Annotated in this window: 26 protein-coding genes; 14 read left to right on the forward strand and 12 right to left on the reverse strand. The window is 72.5% G+C overall.

Annotation, left to right across the window (positions count from 1 at the left end):
- Positions 1 to 298: 298 nt before the first annotated feature.
- Positions 299 to 1,426: an aminoglycoside phosphotransferase family protein gene (locus tag ACF06X_RS13745; protein WP_392287441.1), complete on the reverse strand. Its 1,128-nt coding sequence runs from the start codon at positions 1,424 to 1,426 to the stop codon at positions 299 to 301.
- A gap of 234 nt (positions 1,427 to 1,660) precedes the next feature.
- Between ACF06X_RS13745 and ACF06X_RS13750 the strand changes: the two genes are divergently transcribed.
- On the forward strand, positions 1,661 to 3,151 hold the full coding sequence (locus tag ACF06X_RS13750) for a hypothetical protein (protein ID WP_392287442.1): 1,491 nt from the start codon (positions 1,661 to 1,663) through the stop codon (positions 3,149 to 3,151).
- A 108-nt stretch (positions 3,152 to 3,259) separates the two neighbouring features.
- Here the strand turns inward: ACF06X_RS13750 and ACF06X_RS13755 are convergent, their stop codons facing one another.
- The gene (locus ACF06X_RS13755) at positions 3,260 to 4,732 is read right to left on the reverse strand and encodes a PP2C family protein-serine/threonine phosphatase (protein WP_392287443.1); all 1,473 of its coding nucleotides are present in this window, start codon (positions 4,730 to 4,732) and stop codon (positions 3,260 to 3,262) included.
- 203 nt (positions 4,733 to 4,935) lie between these two features.
- On the opposite strand from ACF06X_RS13755, the gene ACF06X_RS13760 reads away from it, so the two are divergent.
- The gene (locus ACF06X_RS13760; protein WP_392287444.1) at positions 4,936 to 6,405 is read left to right on the forward strand and encodes a hypothetical protein; all 1,470 of its coding nucleotides are present in this window, start codon (positions 4,936 to 4,938) and stop codon (positions 6,403 to 6,405) included.
- Positions 6,406 to 6,543: 138 nt separating this feature from the next.
- Positions 6,544 to 7,056, forward strand: a complete 513-nt coding sequence (locus ACF06X_RS13765; RefSeq protein WP_392287445.1) for a GNAT family N-acetyltransferase — start codon at positions 6,544 to 6,546, stop codon at positions 7,054 to 7,056.
- A gap of 58 nt (positions 7,057 to 7,114) precedes the next feature.
- Here the strand turns inward: ACF06X_RS13765 and ACF06X_RS13770 are convergent, their stop codons facing one another.
- From ACF06X_RS13770 to ACF06X_RS13790, 5 genes are all read right to left on the reverse strand, one after another.
- Entirely contained in the window at positions 7,115 to 7,693 is a 579-nt protein-coding gene (locus ACF06X_RS13770) for a YdeI family protein (RefSeq protein WP_392287446.1), read from the reverse strand.
- 70 nt (positions 7,694 to 7,763) lie between these two features.
- Complete coding sequence (locus ACF06X_RS13775) at positions 7,764 to 9,056, reverse strand: ATP-binding protein (RefSeq protein ID WP_392287447.1); 1,293 nt, start codon at positions 9,054 to 9,056, stop codon at positions 7,764 to 7,766.
- 226 nt (positions 9,057 to 9,282) lie between these two features.
- Positions 9,283 to 9,636, reverse strand: a complete 354-nt coding sequence (locus ACF06X_RS13780) for a DUF805 domain-containing protein (RefSeq protein WP_392287448.1) — start codon at positions 9,634 to 9,636, stop codon at positions 9,283 to 9,285.
- Between the two features lie 215 nt (positions 9,637 to 9,851).
- Positions 9,852 to 10,235, reverse strand: a complete 384-nt coding sequence (locus tag ACF06X_RS13785; protein WP_392287449.1) for an SPW repeat protein — start codon at positions 10,233 to 10,235, stop codon at positions 9,852 to 9,854.
- A 259-nt stretch (positions 10,236 to 10,494) separates the two neighbouring features.
- Positions 10,495 to 10,887: a VOC family protein gene (locus tag ACF06X_RS13790; RefSeq protein ID WP_392287450.1), complete on the reverse strand. Its 393-nt coding sequence runs from the start codon at positions 10,885 to 10,887 to the stop codon at positions 10,495 to 10,497.
- A gap of 362 nt (positions 10,888 to 11,249) precedes the next feature.
- On the opposite strand from ACF06X_RS13790, the gene ACF06X_RS13795 reads away from it, so the two are divergent.
- Positions 11,250 to 11,615, forward strand: a complete 366-nt coding sequence (locus ACF06X_RS13795; protein WP_392287451.1) for a cupin domain-containing protein — start codon at positions 11,250 to 11,252, stop codon at positions 11,613 to 11,615.
- A gap of 267 nt (positions 11,616 to 11,882) precedes the next feature.
- Entirely contained in the window at positions 11,883 to 12,413 is a 531-nt protein-coding gene (locus ACF06X_RS13800) for a GNAT family N-acetyltransferase (RefSeq protein ID WP_392287452.1), read from the forward strand.
- Here the strand turns inward: ACF06X_RS13800 and ACF06X_RS13805 are convergent.
- On the reverse strand, positions 12,395 to 12,583 hold the full coding sequence (locus ACF06X_RS13805; protein WP_392287453.1) for a hypothetical protein: 189 nt from the start codon (positions 12,581 to 12,583) through the stop codon (positions 12,395 to 12,397). The genes ACF06X_RS13800 and ACF06X_RS13805 overlap by 19 nt on opposite strands.
- A 50-nt stretch (positions 12,584 to 12,633) precedes the next feature.
- Between ACF06X_RS13805 and ACF06X_RS13810 the strand changes: the two genes are divergently transcribed.
- Positions 12,634 to 14,085 carry a carboxylesterase/lipase family protein gene (locus tag ACF06X_RS13810; protein ID WP_392287454.1) on the forward strand — a complete coding sequence of 484 codons (1,452 nt, stop codon included), beginning with the start codon at positions 12,634 to 12,636 and terminating at the stop codon, positions 14,083 to 14,085.
- A 151-nt stretch (positions 14,086 to 14,236) separates the two neighbouring features.
- Here the strand turns inward: ACF06X_RS13810 and ACF06X_RS13815 are convergent, their stop codons facing one another.
- Positions 14,237 to 14,830: a type 1 glutamine amidotransferase domain-containing protein gene (locus ACF06X_RS13815; RefSeq protein WP_392287455.1), complete on the reverse strand. Its 594-nt coding sequence runs from the start codon at positions 14,828 to 14,830 to the stop codon at positions 14,237 to 14,239.
- Positions 14,831 to 15,062: 232 nt separating this feature from the next.
- Here ACF06X_RS13815 and ACF06X_RS13820 point away from each other — a divergent pair, with 232 nt between their 5' ends.
- Positions 15,063 to 15,755 carry an RraA family protein gene (locus tag ACF06X_RS13820; RefSeq protein WP_392287456.1) on the forward strand — a complete coding sequence of 231 codons (693 nt, stop codon included), beginning with the start codon at positions 15,063 to 15,065 and terminating at the stop codon, positions 15,753 to 15,755.
- A 60-nt stretch (positions 15,756 to 15,815) separates the two neighbouring features.
- Here the strand turns inward: ACF06X_RS13820 and ACF06X_RS13825 are convergent, their stop codons facing one another.
- Positions 15,816 to 16,256, reverse strand: coding sequence for an OsmC family protein (locus tag ACF06X_RS13825; RefSeq protein ID WP_392287457.1), 441 nt, complete (start codon positions 16,254 to 16,256; stop codon positions 15,816 to 15,818).
- 125 nt (positions 16,257 to 16,381) lie between these two features.
- Between ACF06X_RS13825 and ACF06X_RS13830 the strand changes: the two genes are divergently transcribed.
- Complete coding sequence (locus tag ACF06X_RS13830) at positions 16,382 to 16,696, forward strand: hypothetical protein (protein ID WP_392287458.1); 315 nt, start codon at positions 16,382 to 16,384, stop codon at positions 16,694 to 16,696.
- Between the two features lie 101 nt (positions 16,697 to 16,797).
- Positions 16,798 to 17,787, forward strand: coding sequence for a glutamate ABC transporter substrate-binding protein (locus ACF06X_RS13835; RefSeq protein WP_392287459.1), 990 nt, complete (start codon positions 16,798 to 16,800; stop codon positions 17,785 to 17,787).
- A 52-nt stretch (positions 17,788 to 17,839) separates the two neighbouring features.
- Here ACF06X_RS13835 and ACF06X_RS13840 read toward each other — a convergent pair whose 3' ends face one another.
- The gene (locus tag ACF06X_RS13840; RefSeq protein ID WP_392287703.1) at positions 17,840 to 18,547 is read right to left on the reverse strand and encodes an NADPH-dependent F420 reductase; all 708 of its coding nucleotides are present in this window, start codon (positions 18,545 to 18,547) and stop codon (positions 17,840 to 17,842) included.
- A 170-nt stretch (positions 18,548 to 18,717) separates the two neighbouring features.
- Between ACF06X_RS13840 and ACF06X_RS13845 the strand changes: the two genes are divergently transcribed.
- Together ACF06X_RS13845 and ACF06X_RS13850 are read left to right on the forward strand one after the other, a co-directional pair.
- Complete coding sequence (locus tag ACF06X_RS13845; RefSeq protein WP_392287460.1) at positions 18,718 to 21,090, forward strand: molybdopterin cofactor-binding domain-containing protein; 2,373 nt, start codon at positions 18,718 to 18,720, stop codon at positions 21,088 to 21,090.
- A gap of 18 nt (positions 21,091 to 21,108) precedes the next feature.
- Positions 21,109 to 21,588 (forward strand): (2Fe-2S)-binding protein, encoded by a 480-nt coding sequence (locus ACF06X_RS13850; RefSeq protein ID WP_392287461.1) that lies wholly within the window; start codon positions 21,109 to 21,111, stop codon positions 21,586 to 21,588.
- Positions 21,589 to 21,934: 346 nt separating this feature from the next.
- Here ACF06X_RS13850 and ACF06X_RS13855 read toward each other — a convergent pair whose 3' ends face one another.
- Positions 21,935 to 22,837, reverse strand: coding sequence for an LLM class flavin-dependent oxidoreductase (locus ACF06X_RS13855; protein ID WP_392287462.1), 903 nt, complete (start codon positions 22,835 to 22,837; stop codon positions 21,935 to 21,937).
- Positions 22,838 to 22,966: 129 nt separating this feature from the next.
- Between ACF06X_RS13855 and ACF06X_RS13860 the strand changes: the two genes are divergently transcribed.
- From ACF06X_RS13860 to ACF06X_RS13870, 3 genes are all read left to right on the forward strand, one after another.
- Positions 22,967 to 23,416 (forward strand): MarR family winged helix-turn-helix transcriptional regulator, encoded by a 450-nt coding sequence (locus tag ACF06X_RS13860; protein WP_392287704.1) that lies wholly within the window; start codon positions 22,967 to 22,969, stop codon positions 23,414 to 23,416.
- A gap of 234 nt (positions 23,417 to 23,650) precedes the next feature.
- Positions 23,651 to 24,904: an MFS transporter gene (locus tag ACF06X_RS13865; RefSeq protein WP_392287463.1), complete on the forward strand. Its 1,254-nt coding sequence runs from the start codon at positions 23,651 to 23,653 to the stop codon at positions 24,902 to 24,904.
- A 134-nt stretch (positions 24,905 to 25,038) separates the two neighbouring features.
- Positions 25,039 to 26,319, forward strand: a complete 1,281-nt coding sequence (locus ACF06X_RS13870; protein WP_392287464.1) for a YncE family protein — start codon at positions 25,039 to 25,041, stop codon at positions 26,317 to 26,319.
- The last annotated feature ends 156 nt before the right edge of the window (positions 26,320 to 26,475 follow it).

Raw genomic sequence — 26,475 nt, forward strand, 5'->3', positions numbered from 1 at the left:
CAGCCTCCAGGGACCGGGGGGTGATGAGGGGGCGTGCGGGGCCGAACCCGTACAGGGGTATCGGCTCCCGGACGATCCGTCAATCACCCACCCGCTGAGGAAACTTCCCATGTCAGGGGCCGGATGGCGGAGTTTCGCGGCGGCGGCGCGCGGGCCTGCGGCGCGTCAGTGGAGTGGACCAATGCCGGTGCGGGGCACCCGTCCCGGACACGACGATGCCCCGCGCCCCCGATGTGTCGGCACCGGGCGCGCGGAGCATTCCCCCGCGTCTTCGACCGACCCGCGCCCAGGTCGTGTCCTAGCGCGTGCCGACCGCGGCGCGCACGGCCCGCCGTGCCATGGCGCAGTCGTCGTGCAGCCGCCGCAGCAGCCGCCGCTGTTCCTCGCCGGGCGAGACCGCACCGGAGGGGACGGGGACCGAACCGGCGGGCGGCGCCTCCCTGATGGTGCGCTGCACCGCCGTCTCGTACGTACGGATCTCCCGGGTCAGCACGATCATCAGGTTCACCAGGAAGGCGTCCCGCGACGCCGGACCCGCCTGCTGCGCGAGCTGACTGATCTGACGCCGGGCGAGCGGCGCGTCACCGAGCACCGCCCACATCGTCGCCAGGTCGTAGCCGGGCAGGTACCAGCCCGCGTGCTCCCAGTCGACCAGGACCGGACCGGTGGGCGACAGCAGGATGTTGGAGAGCAGCGCGTCACCGTGACAGAACTGGCCCATCCCCTGACGTCCGCCGGCGTGCGCCAGACCGTGCAGCAGCTTCTGCAGATCGTCCCGGTCACGGTCGGTGAACAGACCCAGTTCGTGGTACCGCGAGATCCGCGACGCGTAGTCGAGCGGGGCGTCGAACGTCCCGGCCGGCGGACGCCAGGTTCCAAGCCGCACGATCGCGCCGAGCGCCGCCCGCAGATCCGCCCGCGGCGGAGCCTCCACGGGGTGGCGCGTCAGCGCCGCCGCCCGCCCGGGCATCCGCTCGATCACCAGCGTGCAGTTCTCCGGGTCAGCGGCGATGAGCCGCGGCGCCCGCACCGGCGGACGGTGCCGGACGAAGGAGCGATAGGCAGCTATTTCGTGCTGGAACCGCTCGACCCACGCGGGGGAGTGGTCCAGTAAACACTTGGCGACCGCCGTGGTCCGTCCGGTCGTGCCGACGATCAGGACGGAACGGCCGCTGCGCCGCAGCACCTGGACCGGGTTGAACTCCGGGCAGATCCGGTGGACGGAGGCGATCGCCATCCTCAACTGCGCGCCCTGCGGGCCCGACAGGTCGATTCTGCCGCTGGGCACCTGAGCGGTGCCGCCCGCCCAGCGCCTGGCCCGGCCCGCGGTGGGGGAGGCGGGGGCGAGATACGGTCCGCTGCCGACCGGTACGGAACGGTGCTGGGGCCGGGGCGGGGCAGACACGGAGGACGATGCTGTGTACATGGAGGAGACAGATCCCTTCGTGTGCCGACGAGTTACGTGCGTCGCCCCGCCCGACCTCCGGGCCGCACCCTGGGGAATGAGGGCCGGTTGCCGGGGCGGGGTGGCGCGTTCCTACCTGACACCCGGGCGCGGGTGGCGGAACATCGGGCGCACCCTGGCGAACCCTGGCGAATAGTCGCCAGCCCTATGACAGGGGGTTACTGTCAACTCAGCCGAGAACCTGGGGGCTTAGACGTGACCGGACAGACCAACACCCGCCTGGCAGACCTCTTCGGCCTCGCCGGCTGGTCCAAGGGAGAGCTCGCGAGACTCGTCAACCGGCAGGCGGCGGCCATGGGCCACCCCCAGCTGGCGACGGACACCTCACGGGTTCGGCGGTGGATCGACCTGGGGGAGATCCCCCGCGACCCCGTCCCCCGGGTGATGGCAGCGCTGTTCACCGAGCGACTCGGCCGTGTCGTGACCATCGAGGACCTCGGGTTCGTACGACGCGGGCGCGCCGGAAGACGGCAGAACGTCAGGAACAACGACAACCCTGACGGGCTGCCCTGGGCGCCCGAGCGTACGGCGGCGGTCCTCACCGAATTCACGGGAATGGACCTCATGCTCAACCGACGCGGCCTGGTGGGCGCGGGCGCCGCGCTCGCCGCCGGCTCCGCCCTCAGCAGCGCCATGCACGACTGGCTGCACACCGACCCCGCACGCACCGCGAACGCTCCCCGCACGCACGATCCCCTCCACGCCGACCCCGCCGGGTTCGACCGCTACGAGGCCGCCCCCATCGGGTCCGAGGAGATCGAGGCACTGGAGCGTTCGGTGGAGGTGTTCCGCGCCTGGGACGCCTCCCGGGGCGGCGGACTCCAGCGCAAGGCGGTCGTGGGCCAGCTCAACGAGGTGGGCGGCATGCTCGCCTACCACCACCCCGACCACCTCCAGCGACGCCTGTGGGGCGTCGCCGCCAACCTCGCCGTCCTGGCCGGCTGGATGTCCCACGACGTCGGCCTCGAACCCACCGCCCAGAAGTACTTCGTCATCGCCGCCCACGCGGCCCGGGAGGGCGGCGACCGGCCGCGGGCCGGTGAGGCGCTGTCCCGCGCCGCCCGTCAGATGGTCCATCTGGGCCGCCCCGACGACGCCCTCGACCTGATGACACTCGCCAAGTCCGGCGCGGGGGAGCGGGTACTGCCCAGGACCCAGGCCATGTTCCACACCATCGAGGCCTGGGCGCAGGCGTCGATGGGCCGGGGCCAGGCGATGCGCCGCACCCTCGGCGAGGCGGAGGACCTCTTCGTCTCCGACCGGGGCGAGGAGAAGCCCGGCTGGATGCAGAACTTCGACGAGGCCGACCTCCACGGCATGCAGGCGCTCGCCTACCGCACCCTGGCCGAACACGACCCGGCGGCGGCGATCCCCGCGCAGCGCCACGCCAAGCTGGCCATCCAGCTGCGCAGCGGCGGCCACGACCGCTCGAAGCTCTTCGACCACATCTCGCTCGCCTCGGCCTGCTTCATCGCCGACGACCCCGAGCAGGCCGACCGGTACGCCCGGCTCGCGCTGGTCTCCATGGGGGACACCTCCTCGCACCGCACCTGGGACCGGCTGCGGGAGATGTACCGGCTGACCGGGCAGTACGCCGGCTACACCAAGATCGAGCACCTGCGCGAGGAGATCGCGCTCGCCCTGCCCAAGCCCGCCGCCAAGCGCCCACGCACCGGCGAGATCTGAGGCGGGAACTCACGCCGCGGGCCGGCGGGAGCCGAGGCCGAGGCCGCGGGCGCGGGCGCTCGGCGGCGACCGGAAGCGCCCCTTCAGCTCCCCGAGGGCTACGGGTCCCTACTGGCCGACCCGGACCACCATCACGCAGGCGTCGTCCTCGCCCGGCGCCTCACCGAACTCCTCGACCACCGTCCGTACGCAGTCCTGCGCGTCCCGCGCCCCGGCCAGCCGTGGCGCCAACGAGAGGAGACGTCGCGTACCCGAATCGTCCATGCCCCCGCGCCGGGTCAACCCGTCCGTGTGGAGCACCAGCAGATCCCCGGGGAGCAGCCGGACCTCGGCCTCCTCGTACGCGGTCCGGGGCGTCGCTCCCAGGAGCACCCCGTCCGGCCGCGCCAGGGCGCGCCCCGTCCCGTCGCGGAACAGCAGCGGGGCGGGGTGTCCCGCCTGCGCCCAGGAGAGCCTCTGGCTCGCCGGGTCGTAGCGGCAGCACATCGCGCTGCCCAGCGCCGGCTGTCCGGAGGTCTCGAGGAGCTGGTTGAGATGGCCCATCAGGGCGCCGGGGCGGATGCCGGCCACGGCCATACCGCGCAGCGCGCCGAGCAGCATGGCCATGGAGGAGGTGGCGGACACGCCGTGCCCGGTGAGGTCGCCCACCGTCAGGAGCGCGTCCCCGTCGGGGAGCGCGAGGGCGTCGTACCAGTCACCGCCGATCAGTCCCGTCGACGCGGCCGGCAGATAGTGACCCGCCACGTCGAGCGGCGCGCCGGGACCGCCGTGGGCGAAGCGCAGCGAACCGCGCCAGGGGGGCAGGACGGCTTCCTGGAGCTCGACGGCGACCCGGCGCTCGGTGCGCTCCATGTGCCGACGGCGCTGGAGGGAGTCCCGGGACTCGCGGACCGCGCGCTCGCTGCGGCGCAGCTCGCTGACGTCCCGTAAGACGGCCCACATGGAGGCCGTGCAGCCGTCGGCGTCGAGGACCGGCTCGCCCATCATGTGCAGGGTGCGGACCCGGCCGTCGGTACGGACGATGCGGAACTCGCCGTCGATCGGCTTTCCGTCGATCAGACAGTCCGTCACCATCGCCTGCAGCAATGGCTGGTCCTCGGCGAAGACCACCGACGGGAGCTCGTCCAGCGACATCGGGCCGCTGTCCGGGGTCCGGCCGAAGATCTGGTGGAGCTCCTCGGACCAGCTGACCTCGTCGGTGAGGAGGTTCCACTCGGCGCTGCCGACGCGGCTGAGCAGCGAGCCCGTGCCCGTGGACGCGGCCGGAGCGCCGTAGGCGGCGCCGGGGGCCGTGACGGCCTCGGCCGCGCTCCCGTCCTCCGCGCCGGGCGTGGCCGGCGGCTCGTCCGGTACGCCGGCCTTGAGCTGACCCAAGTGGGCGCCGAGGTCGTCGAGTTGGTGGACGGCGAGATCGCACAGCGCGCGCTGCCAGCGCTTGCGGGGGTCGTCCTCGTCCATGACGGCGTCCCTGCGCACGGCGTCCACGTCACCGCGCAGACGGCGGGTCTGCGAGATCAACGCGTCCACCGTGCCGGGCTCGGGCGGCTGGGCGGGACGGTCCGCGAAGATATGGGACGGCATGTCGTACTCCGATACAGGCGCGGCGCGGCCAGTTGCGAACGAGGAACAAGGCCCGGTCTCGACTGTCGCACAGGCGGAGACAGGCCGTAAGGGATTTGGCAACACTCGATACGGTGGTGCTTCTGGCATATGCCAAAGGCCCGCCGATTATCGGCCATCAGGGTGGTAACGGATCGTGCCGGTGGGAAGGTTACGGTGCTGCTGTGGTGAACGACGAAGTGGACACGGTGGGTACGGCGGTGCTGCTGGCGGCGGCCCCGGCAGGGCGGGGACGGGCGGTGGACGCGACGTCCGTGCTGCCCGCCCTCGCGGCGGTGCCGCCGGGCGCGCTGACCGGCACGCCGGTGGCGACGGTGGTCGAACTGGCCGACCCGCTGGACCCGCAGACCGTCCTGACCCGGCTGCGGGCCGCGGCGGCGACGCCGGGGCCGCTGGCGGTCTACCTCGCGGGCCAGCTCCAGCTGGACCGCCGCCAGCGTCTGCCGCACCTCGCGCTGGCCCGCAGCACACCGACGACGCTGCGGTACACCGGCCTGCCCTGGCACTGGCTCGCGGCCGAACTCGCGGTGCGGCGCGCGGGGACGACGACGGTCGTGGTGGACCTCGTGGCGGATGCGGAGGTCTGGGAGCGGCTGGTGTCCGTCCCCGGACTCGTGTCCCTGGGCCCGGGACCGCTGCTTTACGGCCGTATCGCCCCGGCCGCCCGGCGCGGCGAGCCCGCGACCCCGGAGTACCTCCGGGCCTTCGCCTCGATCTGGCGCACGGGCGCCCGGCCCCCGACGACCCTCCTCCACGCGGAGGCGGCGGCGCAGGCCGGCGTCGACGGCGTGCTCCTCCTCACCCCGGACCACGGCCCGACGGCCGTCGCGCGGACCGCGCCGCCGGGGGCGGGCTCGGCGTACGGAGTGCCGACAGCGGCGGCGGGCTCGGTGGCGGCGCCCGCCGTGGCGCGGGTGGCCGACGCGCCGAACTCCCCGGTCTCCGCGCCTCCTTCGGGCCTCTCGGCTCCCCCCGTCCCCGCCATGCGGCCTACCGTGCCCGTGCCCGTGCCCGTCCCCGTGGCTGCTCCGGTGCCCGCTCCGGTCCGGGTGCCGGTGCCGGTGCCGGTGTCGGTTCCGGCGTCGGTGCCGGTGTCGGTTCCGGCGTCGGAGCCGCGACGGGGCGAGAACGGTACGGGTGACGGTGTCGCGGTACGTACGGTCGTACCGGACGCCGAGCCCGCGGCGGGTCACGGCGAGTCCCCGGCCCCCCTCCCCGAACCCGGGTACGACGACCCGCACCCCGCCATCCTCGCCGCCGCGCGCGCCGGGCGGCACGGGGAGGCCGTGACCCTGGCGGTCGCCTGGGAGCAGGAGGCGCTGCGGCGGTACGGAGCGCGTTCGCAGGAAGCGGTGCACTGGATGGAGGTACGGGCCGATCTCGCGCGCCTCGCCGGGGAGCCCGCCCGGAGCTGCGAGTTGTGGCTCACCGCCGCCCAGGCCCGCCTCGAACTGAGTCAAGGGCCGGGCGACCCGGATGTCGAGGGCGCCGTGGACCGGGCCCACCACCAGTGGGAGCAGATCAAGGACCCCGTCCGCGCCCGTGAGCTCGGTCCCGCCCTGGTCGCGCTGCGGCAGCTGGTCCCGGGCCGCCGCGCCGGAGCACTGGCCGCACTCCGGCGCCGGATGCCCTGACACCCGTACACGGCGACACCCGTACACGGCGACACCCGTACACGGCGGCACCCGTACATGGCGACACCCGTTCACGGCCGGAGGCCCGATCCGGGTGCGGCGAAGGTCCCGGTCGGGGCGGGCTGAGATGATCGGGGCATGGCTCCTTCCTCCGCCCCGGAAGCAGGGCACCGCACCGCCGCGACGGTCACCACCGAGCGGCTGCTGCTGCGGCCCGTGCGGACCGGTGACGTACCGGCCGTCACCCGGTTGTGGACCGACCCCGAGGTCCGGCTCCATCTGGGCGGACCCGTCGCCGAGCAGGTCGTGCGGATCCGGCAGCGACGGATCGTCGGAGCGACCGGCGTCCACGCCGTCGTGCGGGCGTCCGACGGGGTGCTGCTCGGTCTGGTGACGGTGGAGCCGGAGGCGCGGGAGGGCGAGGCGGAGGTCTCCTACCAGTTCCTGCCCGAGCACTGGGGGCAGGGGTACGCGCGCGAAGCGGTCGCCGCCGTCGTGGAGCGGGCGCTGGAGAGCGTCCCGAGCGTCGTCGCCGTGACCCAGCAGGCGAACGGCCGCTCACGACGGCTCCTGGAAGGACTCGGCATGGTCCACGCCGAGTCCTTCGTCGAGTTCGACGCCCACCAGGTCCTCTACCGCAAGCGCGCCTGACCCCGCCGCCCCGCCCTGTTCTGTCCGTCCCGTGCCGTGCCGTCCGGTGTCCGGGAGCTCAGCGGATCTTCTCGCCCGCCGCCAGCTTCTCCATCGTCCGACGCAGCCGCTCCGCGCGGTTCTTCGGCGTACGGGCCTGCCACAGCCGCAGGATCACCAGGTACTGATCGGTCTTCCCGAGTCCCTCGTAGAAGGTCCGCGCCCGGTCGTCGGCCGCCAGCGCCGCCGCGAGGTCGTCCGGCACGGTCGCCTCGGCCTGGGACGGGTACGCCGCCGCCCACCGGCCGTCCGCCTGCGCCGCCCGCACCTCGGCGAGCCCCGGCTCCCGCATCCGCCCGGCGGCCGTCAGCGCCTCGACCTTCCGGACGTTCACCCGCGACCAGAGGCCGCGCGGGCGCCGCGGGGTGTACTTCTGCAGGAAGTACTCCGCGTCCAGCGCGCGGCGCTGTCCGTCGATCCAGCCGAAGCAGAGCATGCAGTCCAGGATCTCCGGGACGGTCAACGACGTGGCGCCGGAGCCCTTTCTGGCGACCTTCAGCCATACCCCGGGCGCGTCGGCGTGGTGGGCCTCCAGCCAGGACTCCAGTTCGGCGACCTCCTTCACCGTCATGACCTCGAGCCCCTCGTACGACTCCATGCGCCCGCCCCTCCGTCGCCCGTCCGATGCCGTCGACACCGCCCGTGCACAGAATATGGACACCGGTCGCTCAGAAGCGGGCGTGCGTGGTGATGTCCGACTCGAACTGGGTGATCATCTCCGAGGTCACCGTCGGACGGCACTGGGCGATGGCCTCCAGATAGTCCGCCGTCGTCGCCCCGGGGAGCCGCTCGTCCGCCCCGCTCCGGCCGCCGACGGAGACCAGGTCGCGCTCGAAGGAGTTCTGGGCGGCGATCCGCGCCGCGTGCTCGATGTCGGCGGGGGTGAACTGCTCGCTCGCCACGACCAGTTCGTCGATGTCGACGTCGGGCCGCCCGTCCGTGTAGCGCCCCCAGATCGCGGCTCGGGCCGCCTTGTCCGGCGTACCGATCGGGATGAGGTAGTCGAAGCGGCCCGGGCGGAGGAAGGCCGGGTCGAGGGAGCGGATCGAGTTCGTGGCGCAGACCAGGAGCCGTTCGTCGCGCTCCCGGAAGCCCGGTATGAGCTTGAGCAGTTCATTGGTGACGCCGTGCATGCCACCGGGCTGCGCGGGCTCGGAGCGGACCGGCGCGATCTCCTCGACCTCGTCGATGAAGACGAGGACCCGTTCCAGCTCCGCGATCCGGGCGAACGCGGAGCGCAGCGCCGCCGCCAGGTTGCCCTCGTCCGCCAGCCGGGAGGGCAGGATCTCCACGAACGGCCAGCCGAGCCGCGAGGCGATCCCGCGGGCGAACGTCGTCTTTCCGGTGCCGGGAGGGCCGAACAGCCCCACGGCGCGCGGCGGCCGGACCCCGTGGCGCGCGGCGCGCTCCGGTTCGGCGAGCGGCAGGACGACCCGCCGCTCGATGAGATCCTTCTCCCGCTCCATGCCGGCGACCTTGGCCCACAGGTCGCCGGGCAGCAGCCTGCCCCCGAGGTCTTCCAGGAGGTTGGCGGCCGGCCCGTGCAGCGGCTCCACCTTCTCGAAGTACGCGACGGCGGGCTGGCGGGTATACCCGGCGTTCAACAGCCCCTCGCCGAGCAGGTCCTCCTCGGGCAGGACGTACGCGATCCGCCCCACCCGCGCCGCGACGAGCCGTCGCTCCAGCTCGACCAGGAGGGCGCTGGCCAGTCCCCGGCCGCGCCAGGCCGAGGAGATGGCGATCCGCATCACCCAGGCCCGCTCACCGGCCACGCAGGCGAGCGCCGCTCCGATGGGCACGCCCTGGTGGACGGCGACGACGGCGGGCTGGCGCGACGTCAGGGCGCCGATGCATTCGGCGAGGGAGAAGACGGACTCCTGCCCGAGCTCGGCCGTGGTGTCGATCAGGTGGACGACCGCGGCGAGATCGCTCTCGCGGTAGTCATGGATGAGCCAGTTCACCGGTACCGCCCCTCGTTCGTACTGATGCGGCGAGGCTAGGTGCGGCGGCCGACGCGGGTCGTGCGCCACCATGCACAAGGCGCGGGGACCAAATGCTACGAACCGTCACTGGCCAAGGCGGCGGCTCCGGGAACGGGTGAAGCCCCGGAAGAGATCTTCCGGGGCTTCGGGTGTCACTGCGCTCAGAACGCGGACGTTCCGTACGCGGACGTCAGTGCGCGGGCGCTCAGTAGGCGGGCGCGAGCTTCGGGTTCGGGCCGTGGGCGTTCTCGCCCTGGTTGCCTTCGGTCGCGTAGAACACGATGAGGATGATCGCGCCGACGAGCGGGATCAGACCGATGAGGATCCACCAGCCGGAGCGGCCCGTGTCGTGCAGTCGGCGGACGGAGACCGCGAGGGTCGGAATCAGCACGGCCAGCGAGTAGATGAGGCTGAGCAGCTGAATGCCGAGCGCGCTGTCGATGATCGTCAGCACGATGCTGATGATCACGCTGAAGAGCGTGAACATCCAGAATTCCTTGCGGCGCGCACGGCCGCCGAATACCGCGTACTTCTTCAGAACGTCGAGGTACCAGTTCACTTTGTCCCCCCAAGGACTGGGATGTGTGTTGGGAGCCTGTCCCTGTGGAGCAAGGCTTACGCAGAACTTATGTGGCCGAAACGGCGTGGGTCAATTCGTTACCTGGGGATGGCCGTTGAGAGCCCGGTGTGTCTGGTTTTGCGTGAGGGCGCAGCGAACGGCGCCGCCACCTGATGCAGAGGTGGCGACGCCGTCCGGAGAGGATCAGACCTTCCTCACGTCCTTCTCTTGGTCATCAGCAGGCCGCCCGCGACGATGGCGAAGAGGCACACGCAGGCGCCGGTGATGACGTTGCTGACGATCGGGCCGGTGCCGGCGTCCGCGGTGGGGACGATCCAGGAGGACACGATCAGCCAGGCGCCGAGCAGCAGGACGACCAGGTTCAGATCCTGGGAGCGCTCGGGGGCCATCGACATACACAGGCCGAGAACCGCGAGGGCGATGCCGGTCACCAGGTTGCTGAGTGCGAGTTCTGGTCTGGCGGTCGAGAAGTGGACCACCCACGCGGAGATCGCGGCGTAGATACCGGCGAGGATCACGAGTTCCTCCACCGCCGCCACGCCTCGGGTCTGGAGCATCCGGGAGTAGCGGTCACGCATTTCCGGTGCGTCGGGGTGTCCCCTGATATCACCTGGGCGGTGAGAGACGTCAGACATACGGCTCGCCTCCTTACTGGCGTCATGCACGTCTGATCGGGCTTCGCGGCATCGTGCCGCTGTTTCATTGTGCGCTTATCTGGCCTTTATGTGTAGATCTGTCCGATAAGGGATCCGTACAGAAAACGCGTGACGGATATGCGGAGATCCTCCAAAGAGAGTGACCGTTCCATGAATGTTCACCGAATGGCCGGGCTCGCCGTCAGTCCGGCAGAACCCTCGTGTACGGACGGGTGATGATCTCCATGTTGTGTCCGTCGGGGTCGGCGAAGTAGGCGCCCCGGCCGCCGAACAGATGATTGACGCGGCCCGGGTCGGTGTGGTGCGGGTCCGCGTAGTACGTGACCCCGAGGGCCTCGAGGCGGGCGATCATCGTGTCGAACTCCTCCTCGGGCACGAGGAACGCGTAGTGCTGCGCCACGAACGTCAGGTCGGGGTCCTCGTAGAAGTCGAGGGTGACCCGGTTGCTCGTGTCCACCGGGACGAACGGGCCGAACGGGGCCCCGACCTCCAGGCCGAGGACGGTCGCCAGGAACTCGGCGGAGAGGTGTTTGTCGCGGGCGTGGACGGCGGTGTGGTTGAGCTCGACGGCCATGGGGCTCTTGGTCCTTTCACAGGGCGTGCGCGGTTGTCTTCAGGGGGTCGCCGGAAGCCCCTCCGGGATGTGTTCACCGTCGGTGGCGTACGGATACCTCGTGTGCGCGGATTCGACACGCGCGGAAGACGACCGTGGCGGGCCTCGCGCCCGTCCGGCGGCGGTCACGCCAAGGCCGGGTGCCTTACTCGATCACCGCTCATGGCCGACCCGGCAGTCATGCGAGCACGCTAACGCGTGTTCACCCGCCGGCGCAAAGGAGATCGGCGCCCCGGGCAACCGGGCGTCGGGCGGCGGCCGTTCGGCGTAGCCTGGAAGTGGACTCGGGGATTCGTACGTCCACCGCCGGGAGGCGGACGAACATGACCGGAATCGCAAGCAAGAACTTCGACTCCGCAGACGAGACCCGTCCCTTCGAGGACGGCAAGGGCAGGCTGGACGTGGTGAACTCCGACCGCGGGCCGGTCGGAAGGGCCGTGTTCGAGCCGGGGTGGCAGTGGTCCAAGCACGTCAAGCCGATCGCCGGCACGGACAGCTGCCAGGCCGAGCACGCCGGTTACGTCGTCAGCGGCCGGTTGAAGATCGTCATGGATGACGGCGCGTCGGCGGAGGTGGGGCCGGGCGACTTCTTCACCGTGAGCCCCGGGCACGACGCCTGGACCCTCGGAGACGAGCCCTGCGTGGCCCTGGACTGGGTCGGCTTCGGCGACTACGCCGTGAAGAAGTGAGCTGACGCCGGCGCGGGCGCGCGTCCGGAAACGCCCTGAGAAACGCCCTGCACGTCGGCGGCGGCCGCTTGTCCGCGCCGCCGTCGACGCGGCGGACACATCGGGGAGGAGACGTACTCGCCGCGCCCGGCGCAACGGCCACGCGGACCTCGTGCGCGACCGTCTCGACGGCCGCACCGGGGCGTAGCGCGGGCGGGTTCGGCGACACCCGCGCGGTCCGGGAAATCCCCTGCTCACCAGGGTCGTTGCCCTGTTATCGTCGCCCGCATGCCCGAACTGATCGCCCCCACGGCACGCCTTCACACCTCCTGGCTGGAAGCCGACGCGGAGTGGCGTCCCGGAGCCCGCCTGGACAGTGCCGGTGTGCGTCTCGCGGCAGGCGAGGGCTTCGCGGATCCCGTGCTCTTCGCCGCGTGGGTGAGACGGCTGCGGGAACAGTCCGACCGCACCAGGCCCCTGGCGGAGGGCTGGGTCCACGCGACCCACTGGTGGATCGTCGAGGACGGCGCGTACGTCGGAGCCATCGACCTGCGGCACGAGCTCAACGACTTCCTGCTGCGCGCCGGCGGACACGTCGGTTACAGCATCCGGCCCTCCGCCCGCCGCCGCGGCCTCGCCACCTGGGCGCTGGGCGCGGTGCTCCCCGAGGCCCGCGCGCTCGGCATCGAACGGCTCCTGGTGACCTGCGACGACGACAACATCGCCTCCGCGCGCACGATCGAGCGCAACGGCGGAGTCCTGGAGGACGTCCGCGAGACGGAGATCGGCCTCAAGCGGCGCTACTGGATCGAGCTGTGATCGCGGCGGACGGCGGCGCGGCGGGTGGCCGTGCGGCGGAGGGCGGTGCAGCGGGTGGCCGTGCGGCGGGTGGCGGCGCGGCGGGTGGCCGTGCGGCGGGTGGCGGTGCCGACCGAGGCCGATGAGGTGCGCCTGGGGCTCGGCACGACGTTGACACGGGTCAGTGACACGTGTCACCTTCGGGTACGGCAACGTCGTCGCCCCCGTCAGGAGCAGCCCCTTGAACACGACCACGGTCGCCACCACCCGCGGCCCCGTCCGCGGTGAGCGGCGGGAGGACGGCAGCGTCCGCTTCCTCGGCATCCCCTACGGCCGGCCACCCGTGGGGGCCCTCCGCTTCGCCGCGCCCGTCCCGCCGGAGCCCTGGTCCGAACCGCTCGACGCCACCGCGTACGGCCCGACCGCGCAGCGCCGTCCCTTCGCCGAGGTCACGACCATTCCCGAGCCCTCCGTCCCGGGCGACGGCGTGCTCAACCTCAATGTCTTCACGCCCGCCACCGACCCCGCGGCCGGCCTGCCCGTCCTCGTGTGGATCCACGGCGGCGGTTACGTCGCCGGCTCGGCGGCGAGCCCCTGGTACGACGGGTCCTCCTTCAACCGGGACGGCGTCGTGCTGGTCTCCCTCGGCTACCGGCTCGGGATCGAGGGCTTCCTGCACCTGGAGGACGCCCCCGACAACAGAGGCGTCCGTGACTGGATCGCCGCCCTCGAATGGGTCCGCGACAACATCGCCCGCTTCGGAGGCGACCCGGCGAAGGTCACCGTCGCCGGCCAGTCGGCGGGCGGCGGCGCCGTCCAGACGCTGCTCGCCGTCCCCGCCGCCCGGGGCCTGTTCCGCGGCGCCCTCTCCGTGTCCGGCGCGGTCATGCGCCCCGACGGCCCCGAGGTCGGCCGCGCCGCCGCCCGCCTGTTCACCGCCCGTACCGGCGTCCCCGCCACCGCCGCCGCGCTGCGGGACCTCGGCGACGACGAACTGCTCGGCCTCCAGGACCGGATGAGCGCCCCGGGTCCCGACCGCGAGGGGCTGCCCCCGCTGCTGTCCCTGGCGCCCTTCGCCGACGGCGAGCTGATCCCGGAGCCGGTGCTCGACGCGCTGACGGACGGCGACGCGGGCGCGGACGTGCCGCTGATGCTGGGCTTCACCGCCCACGAGTTCAACGGCTTCCCCGCCCCCGCCGCGGGCCCCGGGCAGCCGCCCCTCCCGGTCCTGATCGGCGCCCTCGGCCTCGGCGCCGACCGGATCGACGCCTTCACCACCGCGTACGCGGCGGGTGGCTCCGACCGGCTGTTCGGACAGGCGATGACCGACGCCACCTTCCGGGCGCCGTCCCTGGCCGTCGCCGAGGCCCGAGCCGCGCGTGAACGGCCCACCTGGCTCTACCAGTTCGTGTGGGAGTCACCCGTCACCGCCATGGCCTCCCACTGCCTGGACCTGCCCTACGCCTTCGACCTCCTGGACGCCGAGGGCGTCACGGCGGCGCTCGGCGACGCGCCGCCACGGGCCCTCGCCGACGCGATGCACAGGGCGTGGGTCGCCTTCGTACGGGACCAGGATCCGGGCGAGGACTGGCCGCGCTACACGGCCGCCGAGCGTTCCACGATGGTCTGGGCCGCGGCGCCGCGCGTGGAGCGGGACCCGCTGCGGCAGGTCCGCGAACTCTGGCTGGACTGAGCCGGGGGCCCAGGGGCCCGGGGACCCGGGGGCCTGGGGCCGTGCGCCGTGGGGCCCGGCCGCGGAGGGCACGCGGCGGGCACGCGCGTGAGTGAGGCCCTCGTGACGGCGTCCGAGCGACGCCGTCACGAGAGCCTCTGTCGGGTGCGGCTCAGGCGGCGGCCGCCTTGTCGCGGGCGCTCAGCGACTCGACGATCGCCTCCGAGAACGGCTGCAGGTCGGAGGGCTTGCGCGAGGTGATGAGCCGGTAGCCACCGGACTCGTCGATCACCACGTTCCGGTCCACCCAGCTCCCGCCCGCGTTCGTCACGTCCGTACGGAGCGTCGGGTACGACGTCAGCTCCCGGTCACGGGCGAGACCGCTGTCGATGAGCAGCCAGGGACCGTGGCAGATCGCGGCCACCGTCTTACCGGCCTTCGCGAAGTCCGCCACCAGCCGCTGGGCCGTCGTGTCGACGCGAAGATGGTCCGCGTTGATGGTTCCACCGGGGACGATCACCGCGTCGTACCGGTCGGCCGAGACCTCCGCGTACGTCGTGTCGGGCAGTACCTTCTCGCCCGGCTTCTCGTCAGAGACCAGCGTCCGGATCGGCTCGGGCTTCTTCGCGGCCAAGGTGACCCGGGCGCCCGCCTCGCGCAGCGCCGCGACCGGCTTCTTCAGCTCCTCCTGCTCCGTGCCGTAGTTCGTCGTGATGACGAGGACGTTCTTTCCTTCGAGGGACACGGCCGCCTCCTCCCTTTCCATGGCGTCGGTACCTCTCTTGGCGTCTCACCGGCGCGCGCGCCGCTAAACGGACCTACCGAATCAAGCCGGCCCACCGAAGGGAACGCTCCGGAAGCGGCCACCGCGCGGGCCACACACGTCTCCGGTGGCCTGCCCCCGAGCGCCGCCCTGCCGACGCGCCCCGCGCTCTCGGCCCCGGCGCTACCATCGCGCGACGCGCACCAAGTGCCCTGCCGGAGAACGGAGCATCACGATGCTGAAGGAATTCGCCGACCTCTCCACGCCGCTCATCGCGGACGCCTGTGTGCGGCTCGGGGAAGTGCTGCGGGCCGCTCCGGCCGGTGTCGCTCCCGTCGTCCCCGGACAGCGCGTCGCCGGTCGCGTGCTGCCCGCACGCCACTACGGCAGCGTGGACGTGTTCCTGGAGGCGTTCACCGCCGCCGAGCCCGGTGACGTCCTCGTCATCGACAACGGCGGCCGCGACGACGAGGCGTGCGTCGGCGACCTCGCCGTCCTGGAGGCGCGAGCGGCCGGTGTCGCCGGCCTGGTCGTGTGGGGTCTGCACCGGGACACCCCCGATCTCGTCGAGATCGGGCTGCCCGTCTTCTCCTACGGCCGGCACGCCCCCGGCCCCGTCCGGTTGGACGCGCGCGAGCCGGAGGCGCTGCGCACCGCGCGCTGCGGCGATCACCTCGTCAGCTCCGCCGATGTCGTCTTCGGCGACGACGACGGTGTGCTGTTCGTGGCGGCGGACCGGGTCGACGCCGTCCTGGAGACGGCGCACGCCATCCACCGTACAGAGCGCGAACAGGCCCGCCGGGTCGGAGCCGGTGAGACCCTGCGGGCGCAGACACGGTTCGACGACTATCTCGCCCGCCGGGACGCGGACCCGTCGTACACCTTCCGGCAGCACCTGCGCCGGATCGGCGGCGCCATCGAGGAGTAGCCGCGTAGCCGCGCTCTCCGGACCTCCGGCGGCGGTCGGCCGGGGTCGACCGGGGCCGGCTCAGCCGGCTCGGAAGCCGACCGTCCCGTCCGGCAGCACCGCCTCCACCGCCGCCCCGTGCTCGACGGTCCGGCTCACGGTGCAGAACTTCTCGTGCGTCAGGCGCACACCGCGCGCGAAGACCTCGGCCGCCCGCGGATTGCTCTCGGGCAGCTCGAACTCGTAACTCACCCTGATCCGCCCCACCCGGCCGTCGTCCTCCGGCCCCGAGACCGACTCCACCACGATCTTCAGATCCTCGTGCTCGACCGCACGGGCCGTACGGTCCACCACGATGCCCCCGCAGCCGCCCATCGCCGCGAGCAACAGCTCGACCGGTGTGAACGACGGCTGCGCGTCCGGGTCGTCCGCCGCCCCCATCCGCACCTCCGCACCGCGATCGTTGCGGGCGGTCCACTGCCGGTAGCCGTTGCGGACGGTCTCGATGCGGTAGTCGGCCATGGCGACGGGGGCTCCTTCGTTCAGCTGCGTACGGTGCGATCACCCGATCCATGAGTATGGGGGACGGGTGGTCTGAGTACCTCGCCCGATGCCCGCGACAGGCCGAGCCCGGTGGAATGGCGACCATGATCTCGAAGACCTCGGAGACCTCGGAGACCTTGGACGTGCGGCGCGACCGCCGTATGCGGCACGTCACCACCACCGGATCGGCGCTCGCCGTGGCGCTGTTCCCGCTCGTCGTCGGTGTGCTGCTCGCCAAGTCGGTGGGCGCCGACCCGATGACTCCGGTGAACGCGCTGATCACCAGTGGCGGGCAGCGGGCCCGTCTCTCCCGCTCCCAGTTGCGCACCTGCGGCGGCCGGGCGCTGCGCACGGCGCGGGTGCGCCGGGTCCCCGGACGGTCGCCCCTCGCCTCCCTGCCCGCCCTGCGTGGTCGGTGAAGGTCTTCTCAACCGACGGACAACTCTGCGGCAGGGACTGCGCGTTGGGACCGGCGTGCGTAGCCTTGGGGGAGGGAGTCGGCTGGGCGGGGGTGGGGCTGGTGACTGCTGGAGTCAGAGCGGGACGGCGGGTGCGGGGGCCGGCGGCGAGGCGGGCCGCCCTGTGGGTGGCGCTCCTGTCGTCGGTGCTGGTCGCGGTCCCGGCCGCCGCCGTGACGGCCGAACGGCCCACCGTCCGCGAGGAGGCCGCCCGGCCCGTGGCCGCTCCGGCCGCCCCCGCGCCGTCCTGCGACCCGAGGCGGGCGAGTCCGCGCCCCTCGCGGGTGGACGGCCCGGCCGTGCGGCGCATCCGCGAGCGGGGCCATCTCGTCGCCGGTGTCGACCTGAACAGCTACCTCTGGGGTTCCCTGGACCCGCACACCCGCCAGCCGGTCGGCTTCGACGTCGACCTCGTCCGGGCGATCGCCCGTGACATCCTCGGCCCCGGGGCCACCGTCCGCTTCGTGAGTATGCCGCCCGGGCAGCGGATCGCCCGTCTCAAGGCCCGTCAGGTGGACGTCATGGTGCGCACCATGAGCATCACCTGCGAGCGCCTGACCGAAGTCGCCTTCTCCAGCGTCTACTTCGAGACCGGGCACCGGCTCCTCGTGCCCGAAGGGTCGCCGATCACCGGGTTCGACGAGCGGCTGCGCGGCCGCCGGGTCTGTCTCGGCAAGGGCAGCTCCGCCGCCGACCTGCTGCGCACGTCCGGCACCGGCGCCCGGGCCGTGGAGACCGCGAGCCATCTCGACTGCCTCGTCGAACTCCAGCAGGGGAAGGTCGACGCCATCCTCACCCACGCCACCCTCGCCGCGGGCCTCGCCGCACAGGACCCGACCGTGCGACTGGTCGGGCCGCGTCTGGACACCGCCCTGTACGGGGTCGCCATGAACAAGGACGACACCGACCTGGTCCGCCGGGTCAACGCGGTCCTGGAGGACTACCGCAAGGGCGGCGGGCGCAGCCCGTGGATGACCTCGTACGACACGTGGCTCGCACCGACCCTGGGGCCCCGCCCCCCGGAGCCGCCGCGCGCCCAGTACGCCGACTGACGCGGCGGCGGACGGGTCGGCGGACGGGTCGGCGAGACTTTCCGGACACGACCTAGCCCCGGAAGGCCTCCGGGCGCTCCGGGGAGGCGGCCGCGAGGGCCTTGGTGACCGCCTCGACGCCGTCGCGCAGACCGTAGACGGGGGTGTCGGGCTGCTGGCGCCAGGACTCGTCGATGCCGCCCGCGTCGACGGTGTCGAAGCCCAGCTCGTCGATGAGATTCCGTACGGCCTTCTTGGCCACCTCATCGTCGCCCGCCACCGGCAGGGCGATCCGCTCGGGGTCGCCGGCCGGGCGCGGCTTGTCGAGGATGTCGTCGGCGTAGGTGCCGTTGAAGGCCTTGATCACGGGGTGGCCCAGGTGCCGTTCGGTCCAGCGGCTCTCGGTGAGGCCGTCGTCCTCGATCGCGGCGATCCGGCCGTCGCGCTCACGCGGGTAGTAGTTCCCGGTGTCGATGACGGCGAAGCCCTCCGCCGCGCCGTCGAAGAGCCCGGACGGCAGGTCGGGGACCGCCTTCAGCGGGACGGTGACCACGACGATCTCGGCGCCGCGCGCCGCCTCGGAGACGGTGACCGGGGTGGCGCCGGTCTCCTCGGCCAGCGCCGCGAGGGTCTCGGGTCCACGGGAGTTGGCGACGGAGACGTCGTGCCCGAGGGCCGTGAGACGCCGGGTCAGGTTGCCGCCGATGTTGCCTGCGCCGATGATGCCGATCTTCATGGGAGTTCCTTCCGAGCGGTGCGGCCGAGTGCCACGCCAGGGCAGAACCGCGGGGCCCGCCGCACCTATTCCCTCAGAGGTGATCCGCAGAGGTATTCCCTCCGAGGGTGAGGACTTGGCACGCTCCGCGTGAAGTCCGCGCCGTTCCGGGGCGGATACGGCGTCGGGTGCGCGATGATCGTCCCCGACTTCGTGGTTCGTCGAGAGGGCAGACGATGACAGCGCGCGACGATGCGCAGCAGCACCCGCAGGAGGAGTCCGTGCCGGGGGAGTCCGCGCCGCGCGGGATGGACCGGCGGCGCTTCCTCGGTTACGTACTGGCCGCACCGACCCTGACCGTCGCCGCGCAGCTCGGCGAGGCGGTCCTCGCCCCCGCCCCGGCCGCCGCGGCGGTTCCCTCGGTCGTTCCCTCGCTGCCGGGTGCGTCCGAGATCTACGACCTGAACGACATGCTCACGCACGCCGCGCTGCCCACCGCGCATCTGATCACCCTCCGGATCGAGGCCGACGGCACCGCCTCCTTCGCCCTGCCGCGGGCCGAGGTCGGCCAGGGCATCACCACCTCCAGCGCGATGCTGATCGCCGAGGAGCTCGACCTCCCGCTCGAGAAGATCCGGGTCACCCTCGCCGACGCCCGGCCGGAGCTGCTGTTCAACCAGCTGACGGGCGGCTCCAACACCACCATCTCCACCTTCACCCCGATCCGGGTGGCCGCCGCCGTCGCCCGGGGACGGCTGCTGCGGGCCGCCGCACTGGAACTCGGCGAGGCCGTCGGCGCACTGACCGCGAAGGCCGGTGCGATCGTCTCCTCGGTGACGGGCAGGAGCCTCTCGTACGGCGAACTCGCCGCCAAGGCGGCCTCCCTCACCGACACCGCCGTCGGGGTCACCCTCAAGAAGCCGTCCGAGTTCAGGGTCATCGGCACGGCACAGCGCCGGATCGACGCCCTGGAGGCCGTGACGGGGCGCAAGAAGTTCGCCATGGACGTGCGGGTCCCGGGCGCGCTGCCCACCATGGTCTGTCGGCCGCCGACCATCAACGGCACCGTCCGTTCGGTCGGGAACCTGGACGAGGTCCGGGCCATGCCCGGTGTCACGGACGTCGTACGGATCTCCACCGGCGTCGCCGTCCGCGCCCGTACCTTCGGCCAGTGCATCGACGCCGTCCGCGCCCTGCGGGTCTCCTGGGGCCCCGGTACCGCCGAGGGCGCGTCCGACGCGACCGTTCTGCGGAAGCTGCGAGCCGCCGAACTTCCTCTCGTCGTACCGCCGTTGCCTCTGCTGACGAAGGCCGTGGACGCTCGCTTCACCTTCCACTTCGCCAGTAACAGCGCGCTGGAGACCAATTGCGCGATCGCGGACGTACGGGGGGACTCGGCCGAGATCTGGGCGAGCCTGAAGTCGCCGATCGTCGCCCAGGAACAGATCGCGCTCCAGCTCGGCCTGCCCATCGGCGCCGTGAAGGTCCATGTCACCGAGGGCGGCGGCTCGTTCGGCCGCAAGCTCTTCCCCGACGCCGCCCGCGAGGCCGCCGAGATCTCCCGCGCCGTGGGCAAGGCCGTCAAGCTGATGTGGCACCGGACCGACGACTTCCGCCAGGGCCGTACGCATCCCATGTCGACCTCCCGCGTCCGGGCCACGTACTCCCTCGGCGAGGTGCTGACGTACGAACAGCGCCACACCTCCGTCGTCACCGACTTCGGTCACGGCCTCGGCGAGATCATCACGGCCGAGGCGGCCCGGCTCCCGGTCGCCGACCTCACCTTCTCGGAGACCATGTTCCAGCTCACCCAGCAGAGTCCGTACCACTTCGGTGCCACGACCCAGCTGCTGAGCGAGACCGACAACGGCTTCAACACCGGCTCCATGCGCAACATCTACTCACCGAACGTGCGCTGCGCGCAGGAGCTGGTCGTCGACGAACTCGCCCGCAGAATGGGCAGGGACGCCTACGCGTTCCGCCGGCAGCACCTCAAGGACGAGCGCGCGCGGGCCGTTCTGGAGAAGGTCGCCGAGGTGGGGGAGTGGGGCCGTCGCATGCCGGCCGGCACCGCCCAGGGGATCGCGGTCCACCCTGAGTACCACGCCTTCGTCGCCGTCCTCGCCGAGATCGACTGCCGTCCCGAGACCACCGGACGGAAGATCCACGACGCGTACACCGGTCCGCGCGTCACGAAGGTCGTCTGCGCGGTCGACGTCGGCCTCGCCGTGAATCCGCGCGGGCTTGAGGCCCAGATGATGGGCGGCATCATCGACGGCATCGCCGTCACCCTCACCTCCGGCCTCCACCTCCAGAACGGCCACTTCGCGGAGGGGAGTTGGGACAACTACTTCTACACCCGGCAGTGGAACACCCCGCCCGAGCTGGAGATCGTGGTCATGCCGCCCACCTCCGACACGCCGGGCGGCGCGGGGGAACTGGCCGTCGCGGGCGCGATGGCCGCCGTCGCCTGCGCGTACGGCCGGGCCACCGGCACGATGCCGACGACGTTCCCCGTCAACCACGCGGAGCCGCTCGGGTTCGAGCCGCTGCCCACCACACCGCCGATACCCGCCTCGCCGGTCGACGGCCTCGACCGCGCCTTCTAGGAGACCTGGGGTTCCCCCGTGCCGCAGCACACCTTCATCCTCAACGGCAAGGCCGTCACGGCGGACGTCGAGGACGACGTCCGGCTCCTGTGGGTGCTCAGGGACGTCCTGGGCGTCACCGGGCCGAAGTACGGCTGCGGGCTCGGCGTCTGCCAGGCGTGCACCAGCCACATCAACGGCAAGGCGTTCAACCCCTGTTCGGTGCCGGTCAAGGACATCGCCCCGACGGACGAGATCACCACCATCGAGGGGCTGCCGGCGACCGTCGGCGAGGAGCTCCATCCGATGCAGGAGGCGTGGCTCGACCTGGACGTCGCCCAGTGCGGCTACTGCCAGCCCGGCCAGATCATGACGGCCGTCGCCAAGGTCCGCCGGGCCCGGGAGGCCGGCCGGGAGATCGAGGAGGCCGACCTCGACGAGATCCGCAACATCTGCCGCTGCGGAACCTACAACCGCATCCGCGAGGCGATCATGGAGGGCGCCCGCCGCATGCCCTGACCCACGCGACGACCCCGGCCGGGCTCGCCCGGGACGGTCCGGCCCCGGGTCGTACGGGACGGTCCGGCCCCCGGGTCGTACGGGACGGTCCGCCCCCGGTCGTCCGGGACGGTCCGGCCCCCGGTCGTCCGGGACGGTCCGCCCCCGGCCGTACGAGCCGGGCCTGCCAGTCCCGGACGGCGACGGTCCACCGGGCCCGTGTGGCGACGGTCCACCGGGCCCGTCCGCCCGGACGGCGACGGTCCGTCAGGCCCCGGCGGGTGGTCGGCCCGTCCCGCCTGGGCGGCGACGGTCCGTCAGCCCCTGTCGGGTGGCCGGCCCGTCCCGCCCGGGCGGTGGCCGGCCCTCATGTCCGGACGGCGATGGCCTCGCGGACCGCCGGGGCGATCTCCTCCGACCAGCGGGCGAGGGTCGTCTCGGCGGGGGTGTCGCCGACCGCGAAGTGGATGAAGCCGGAGGCGCCGTGTTCCAGTACGGCCCCGGTGAGCTCCTCCACCCACTGCGCCACCGAGCCGCCGATCCACCGGCCGTCCGGGCCACGCGTGGCGGCCAGCGGGGAGGTCGTGATGACGCCCGGCAGGTTGTAGACGGTGACGATCTCCCGGGGGTCGCGGCCCGCCGCGGCCGCGGCCTCGTCGATGAGCGGCCGGGACTCGCGGTAGCGCGGGCTGAGCCAGTCCGAGGCGTGCCCCGGTATCCAGCCGTCGGCCAGCCGGCCGGTGACGGCCAGCGACTTGGGACCCACCGAGCCGGTCCAGATCGGGGGGACCGGTGCCGCGGCGGGTTCGAGACCCTGGACCCGGTAGAACTCGCCCTCGAAGCTCACCGGTTTCCCGCCCCCGCCGAGCTGCCGGATCAGCGTGATGGCCTCCTCGAACGCCCTGACGGCGGCTCCCGGTCCGAGCCGGTCGACGCCCAGCCGGACGATCTCGTCCCACAGCCCGCCGGCGCCGAGGCCCAGGACGATCCTGCCCTCCGAGAGGGTGGAGAGCGAGGTGACCGCGCGGGCCAGCATGGGCGCGGGCCGGCTCGGCAGGTTGGTGACGCTGACGAGCCCCGAGATGTTCTCGGTGCGGCCGAGCGCGACCCCGACGAAGGAGTACGCGTCAAGGCCGGCGCCTTGGTACGGGTGGTCGGAGACGGTGAACAGGTCGAGTCCCGCGCGGTCCGCCCGCACCGCGAGGCGCAGGGTCTCCCGCGCGGACCTCGCGGCGGTCGAGAGGCCGGTTCCGAAGAGTGTCCGGTGCATGCTTGTCCCTCCCCCAGCACGCCCTCAAGGGGAGTGCGGCAAATAGTTCGCTGTGCGAATTACGGTCGTGGCGGCGCCCCTCATTCGCTGCCGTATTCTTTCCGGATGGGAAATTCCTCGGGTGAGCGGATGGGTGTCGTCGCCGCCCTGGTCCGCTCCTCGTTTCTGGTCAACGCGGTCTACGCTGAGTCCGGCCGCGCGTACGGCCTGACCCCGCAGCAGGGGCAGCTGCTGTGCGTGCTGCTGTCGCAGCCGTACGGCATGAGCGAGCTCGGCGCGGTGCTCGGTCTCGCGAAGTCGAGCCTCACGGGACTGGTCGACCGCACCTCGCGGCGCGGTCTCGTCCGGCGCGAGCCCGACCCGGAGGACCGCCGTGCGGTGCGGGTCGCCCTCACCGAGGAGGGCGCCCGGGTGGCCGCGGAGTTCTACGCCGAGACCTGTCGTCGCGTCGAGCGGCTGCCCGCCGGGCTCGGCGAGGCGGACCGGGACACGCTCGCCGAGCTTCTCGCCCGGGTCGTGACGGACAACAAGGTGCCGACGGTGTTCGGCGAGACGGGCGACACGGCCTCCGGCGACTGACGAAAGCCCGCGGCGTCGATTGATGTCCGCTCCCGGGATAAGAGGCTTAGTTCGTACTACGAATCATAGTAGTTCGCGAAGCGAACTGTAAAGAGAGGCCGGGGCGGCAGTGTCGGGCGCAGTAGCCCGCGCTTGCAAGTAAGTGCGTGTGCAACTATGGTGGACGCACGTAAAGCGCTCCCGCAATGATGAGGTGGCGCGACCCCCCCCGCACGTCAGAAGGTGGACCCTTCCATGCCTCTCGCCCTCCTCGCCCTCGCGATCGGAGCCTTCGGCATCGGCACCACGGAGTTCGTGATCATGGGGCTGCTGCCCCAGGTCGCCGCCGACTACGCGGTGTCGATCCCCGCCGCCGGACTCCTGGTGACCGGCTACGCCCTGGGTGTCGTCATCGGCGCCCCGCTGATGACCGTCCTCGGCACCAAGATCTCCCGCAAGCGGATGCTGATGCTGCTGATGGCGCTCTTCGTCGTCGGCAATGTGCTCTCGGCGCTCGCGCCGGCCTTCGGTGTCATGCTCGCCGGCCGGGTCGTGGCCTCACTCGCGCACGGCGCGTTCTTCGGCATCGGCTCCGTCGTCGCGGCGGAGCTCGTGGCGCCCGAGAAGAAGGCCGGGGCCATCGCGATGATGTTCACCGGCCTGACGGTCGCCAATGTCGTCGGCGTCCCCGGCGGCACCTTCATCGGCCAGGCCATCGGCTGGCGCGTGACCTTCCTGATCGTCGCCGCGCTCGGCGTCGTCGGACTGCTCGGTATCGCCCGGCTCGTCCCGGACCTGCCCCGCCCCGAGGGCGTGCGACTCCGCCACGAGCTGGCCGCGTTCAAGAACGCCCAGGTCCTGCTCGCCATGGCCATGACCGTGCTCGGCTTCGGCGGCGTCTTCGCCGCGATCACCTACATCACCCCGATGATGACCGAGGTCGCCGGCTACGCCGAGTCCTCCGTGACCTGGCTCCTCGTCCTCTTCGGCCTCGGCATGGTCGTCGGCAACCTGATCGGCGGCCGGTACGCCGACCGCCGGCTGATGCCGATGCTGTACGTCTCCCTCGGCGCCCTCGCCCTCGTGCTCGGCCTCTTCACCGTCACCGCGCACGACAAGGTGCTCGCCGCCGTCACCGTCACCCTGATCGGCGCCCTCGGCTTCGCGACCGTGCCCCCGCTGCAGAAGCGGGTCCTGGACCAGGCCCACGGCGCGCCGACCCTGGCCTCCGCGGTGAACATCGGCGCCTTCAACCTGGGCAACGCGCTCGCCGCCTGGCTCGGCGGCATGGTCATCGCGGCCGGCCTCGGCTACACCGCCCCCAACTGGGTGGGCGCCCTGCTCGCCGGCTCCGCCCTGGTCCTGGCCGTGGTCTCGGCGGCGCTGGAGCGCCGCTCGGGCAAGGCGGCCCAGGTCCAGAACGCCCCGGACGCGCCGGATGCCCCGGGTGCTCCGCACGCTCCGGCCGGGGAGGCGGTCGCCGGGCCCGCCCTGACGGCCCGTCGCTGAGGCCTTCCCGGTCCGCGACTTCTGCCGTACCGACGCCGACGTCTTGTGGTCAGCGCGCCAACTCCTTACCGTCGGGTAAGTTGCCCGTGACCAAGGGGCAGTTGATGTCGAACGGTCTCCCGGAAGGAACAACGATGTCCGCTCCCCGGACGCGTCCAGTGCGTCGCCTCCTCCTCGGCTCGCTCACCGCCGCGCTCGTCCTCGCCCTCGGCAGCGGGGGAACGGTGGCCGCGTCTCCGGGGCCGGCCTCGACGCCCGGTCCGGCCGGCCTGCGGCAGGTGATGTTCGTGGGGAACAACTGGGACGGCACCGCCGACGTCATCGAGTCCACCGGCGACTTCTCCCGCATCGCCCGGATCGACGTCATCCCCGACCGCGAGCGCCGCATGTGGGAGATCGGGCTCAACCCGGTCAAGCTGGCGTACTTCCTCGGCATCCGCCAGGGCCCCGGCGAGGGACACGACCAGTTCGTCGACGACATGTACGCCACCCCGGACGGCTCGGCCATGGTCGTCTCCCGCCCCAGCTTCGCCGACGTCGTCTCGATCGACCTGCGTACGGGCGCGCTCAACTGGCGCTTCCCCGTGTCCGGTTACCGAGCCGACCACATGGCCGTCTCGCCCGACGGCACCCGCGTCGCCGTCTCGGCCTCCACCTCCAACACCGTGCACGTCCTCGACATCACCACGGGCAGGGAGCTCGGCTCCTTCGCCACCGGCGACAAGCCGCACGAGAACGTCTTCACCGCCGATGGCCGCTACCTGTGGAACATGTCCATCGGCGAGGTCACCACGGCCCTCGACGCCCCCGCCCTCGACTGGACCAAGGGCGACCGCCGCATCACCGTCGTCGACGCCCGCACCTTCGAGCGGGTGCGCGTCATCGACATGCGGGCGCGGCTCGACGCCTTCGGCCGCAAGGACCTCTCCGACGCCGTACGGCCGGTCGCCTTCACCCCGGACGAGTCGACGCTCTACTTCCAGGTCTCGTTCTTCAACGGCTTCCTCGAGTACGACGTCGCCGGCGACCGCATCACCCGTGTCAAGACCCTCCCGCAGAACCCTGCCACCGACCCCGACCGCACCACCTGGGTCAACGACTCCCGCCACCACGGCATGTCCATGAGCCCCGACGGCCGACGGCTCTGCGTCGCCGCCACGATGGACGACTACGCCACGGTCGTCGACCGCACCACGCTGCGGGAGGGCCCGCTGGTCGAGGCGGCCAAGCCCTACTGGGCCACGGTGAGCGGTGACGGCCGCGCCTGCGTGATCTCGGAGAGCGGCGCCGACCGTGTGACGGCGATCGACTTCGCCACTGGCCGCGCCGTCGCCTCGGTCGCCGTGGGCGACCACCCCCAGCGCGTCCGCCTCGCCCATGTTCCGGCCGACTGGACCGGACCCGCGGCGCGCTGAACCCGCGGCTTCCCCGGAACGCGCCGAGCGGCCCGGGGGGGGGGCCCCCCCCCGGCCCCCCCCCCCCCCCCCCCGCCCGCCGCCGCCCCGCCGCCCCCCCCCCCCGCCGCCCCGCGCCCGGCCGCGGCCCGCCACCCCCCCCCCCCCCCCGCGGGG

This window comes from Streptomyces sp. NPDC015346 (assembly GCF_043078785.1).
GTDB lineage: Bacteria > Actinomycetota > Actinomycetes > Streptomycetales > Streptomycetaceae > Streptomyces.

Coding starts and splice junctions, on each gene's coding strand:
- ACF06X_RS13745 (WP_392287441.1), bottom strand. CDS start 1,426: ATGTACACAGCATCGTCCTCCGTGTCTGCCCCGCCCCGGCCCCAGCAC.
- ACF06X_RS13795 (WP_392287451.1), top strand. CDS start 11,250: ATGACCGGAATCGCAAGCAAGAACTTCGACTCCGCAGACGAGACCCGT.
- ACF06X_RS13790 (WP_392287450.1), bottom strand. CDS start 10,887: ATGGCCGTCGAGCTCAACCACACCGCCGTCCACGCCCGCGACAAACAC.
- ACF06X_RS13845 (WP_392287460.1), top strand. CDS start 18,718: ATGACAGCGCGCGACGATGCGCAGCAGCACCCGCAGGAGGAGTCCGTG.
- ACF06X_RS13800 (WP_392287452.1), top strand. CDS start 11,883: ATGCCCGAACTGATCGCCCCCACGGCACGCCTTCACACCTCCTGGCTG.
- ACF06X_RS13785 (WP_392287449.1), bottom strand. CDS start 10,235: ATGCGTGACCGCTACTCCCGGATGCTCCAGACCCGAGGCGTGGCGGCG.
- ACF06X_RS13870 (WP_392287464.1), top strand. CDS start 25,039: ATGTCCGCTCCCCGGACGCGTCCAGTGCGTCGCCTCCTCCTCGGCTCG.
- ACF06X_RS13865 (WP_392287463.1), top strand. CDS start 23,651: ATGCCTCTCGCCCTCCTCGCCCTCGCGATCGGAGCCTTCGGCATCGGC.
- ACF06X_RS13830 (WP_392287458.1), top strand. CDS start 16,382: ATGATCTCGAAGACCTCGGAGACCTCGGAGACCTTGGACGTGCGGCGC.
- ACF06X_RS13855 (WP_392287462.1), bottom strand. CDS start 22,837: ATGCACCGGACACTCTTCGGAACCGGCCTCTCGACCGCCGCGAGGTCC.
- ACF06X_RS13770 (WP_392287446.1), bottom strand. CDS start 7,693: ATGGAGTCGTACGAGGGGCTCGAGGTCATGACGGTGAAGGAGGTCGCC.
- ACF06X_RS13820 (WP_392287456.1), top strand. CDS start 15,063: ATGCTGAAGGAATTCGCCGACCTCTCCACGCCGCTCATCGCGGACGCC.
- ACF06X_RS13825 (WP_392287457.1), bottom strand. CDS start 16,256: ATGGCCGACTACCGCATCGAGACCGTCCGCAACGGCTACCGGCAGTGG.
- ACF06X_RS13860 (WP_392287704.1), top strand. CDS start 22,967: ATGGGTGTCGTCGCCGCCCTGGTCCGCTCCTCGTTTCTGGTCAACGCG.
- ACF06X_RS13815 (WP_392287455.1), bottom strand. CDS start 14,830: ATGGAAAGGGAGGAGGCGGCCGTGTCCCTCGAAGGAAAGAACGTCCTC.
- ACF06X_RS13765 (WP_392287445.1), top strand. CDS start 6,544: ATGGCTCCTTCCTCCGCCCCGGAAGCAGGGCACCGCACCGCCGCGACG.
- ACF06X_RS13755 (WP_392287443.1), bottom strand. CDS start 4,732: ATGCCGTCCCATATCTTCGCGGACCGTCCCGCCCAGCCGCCCGAGCCC.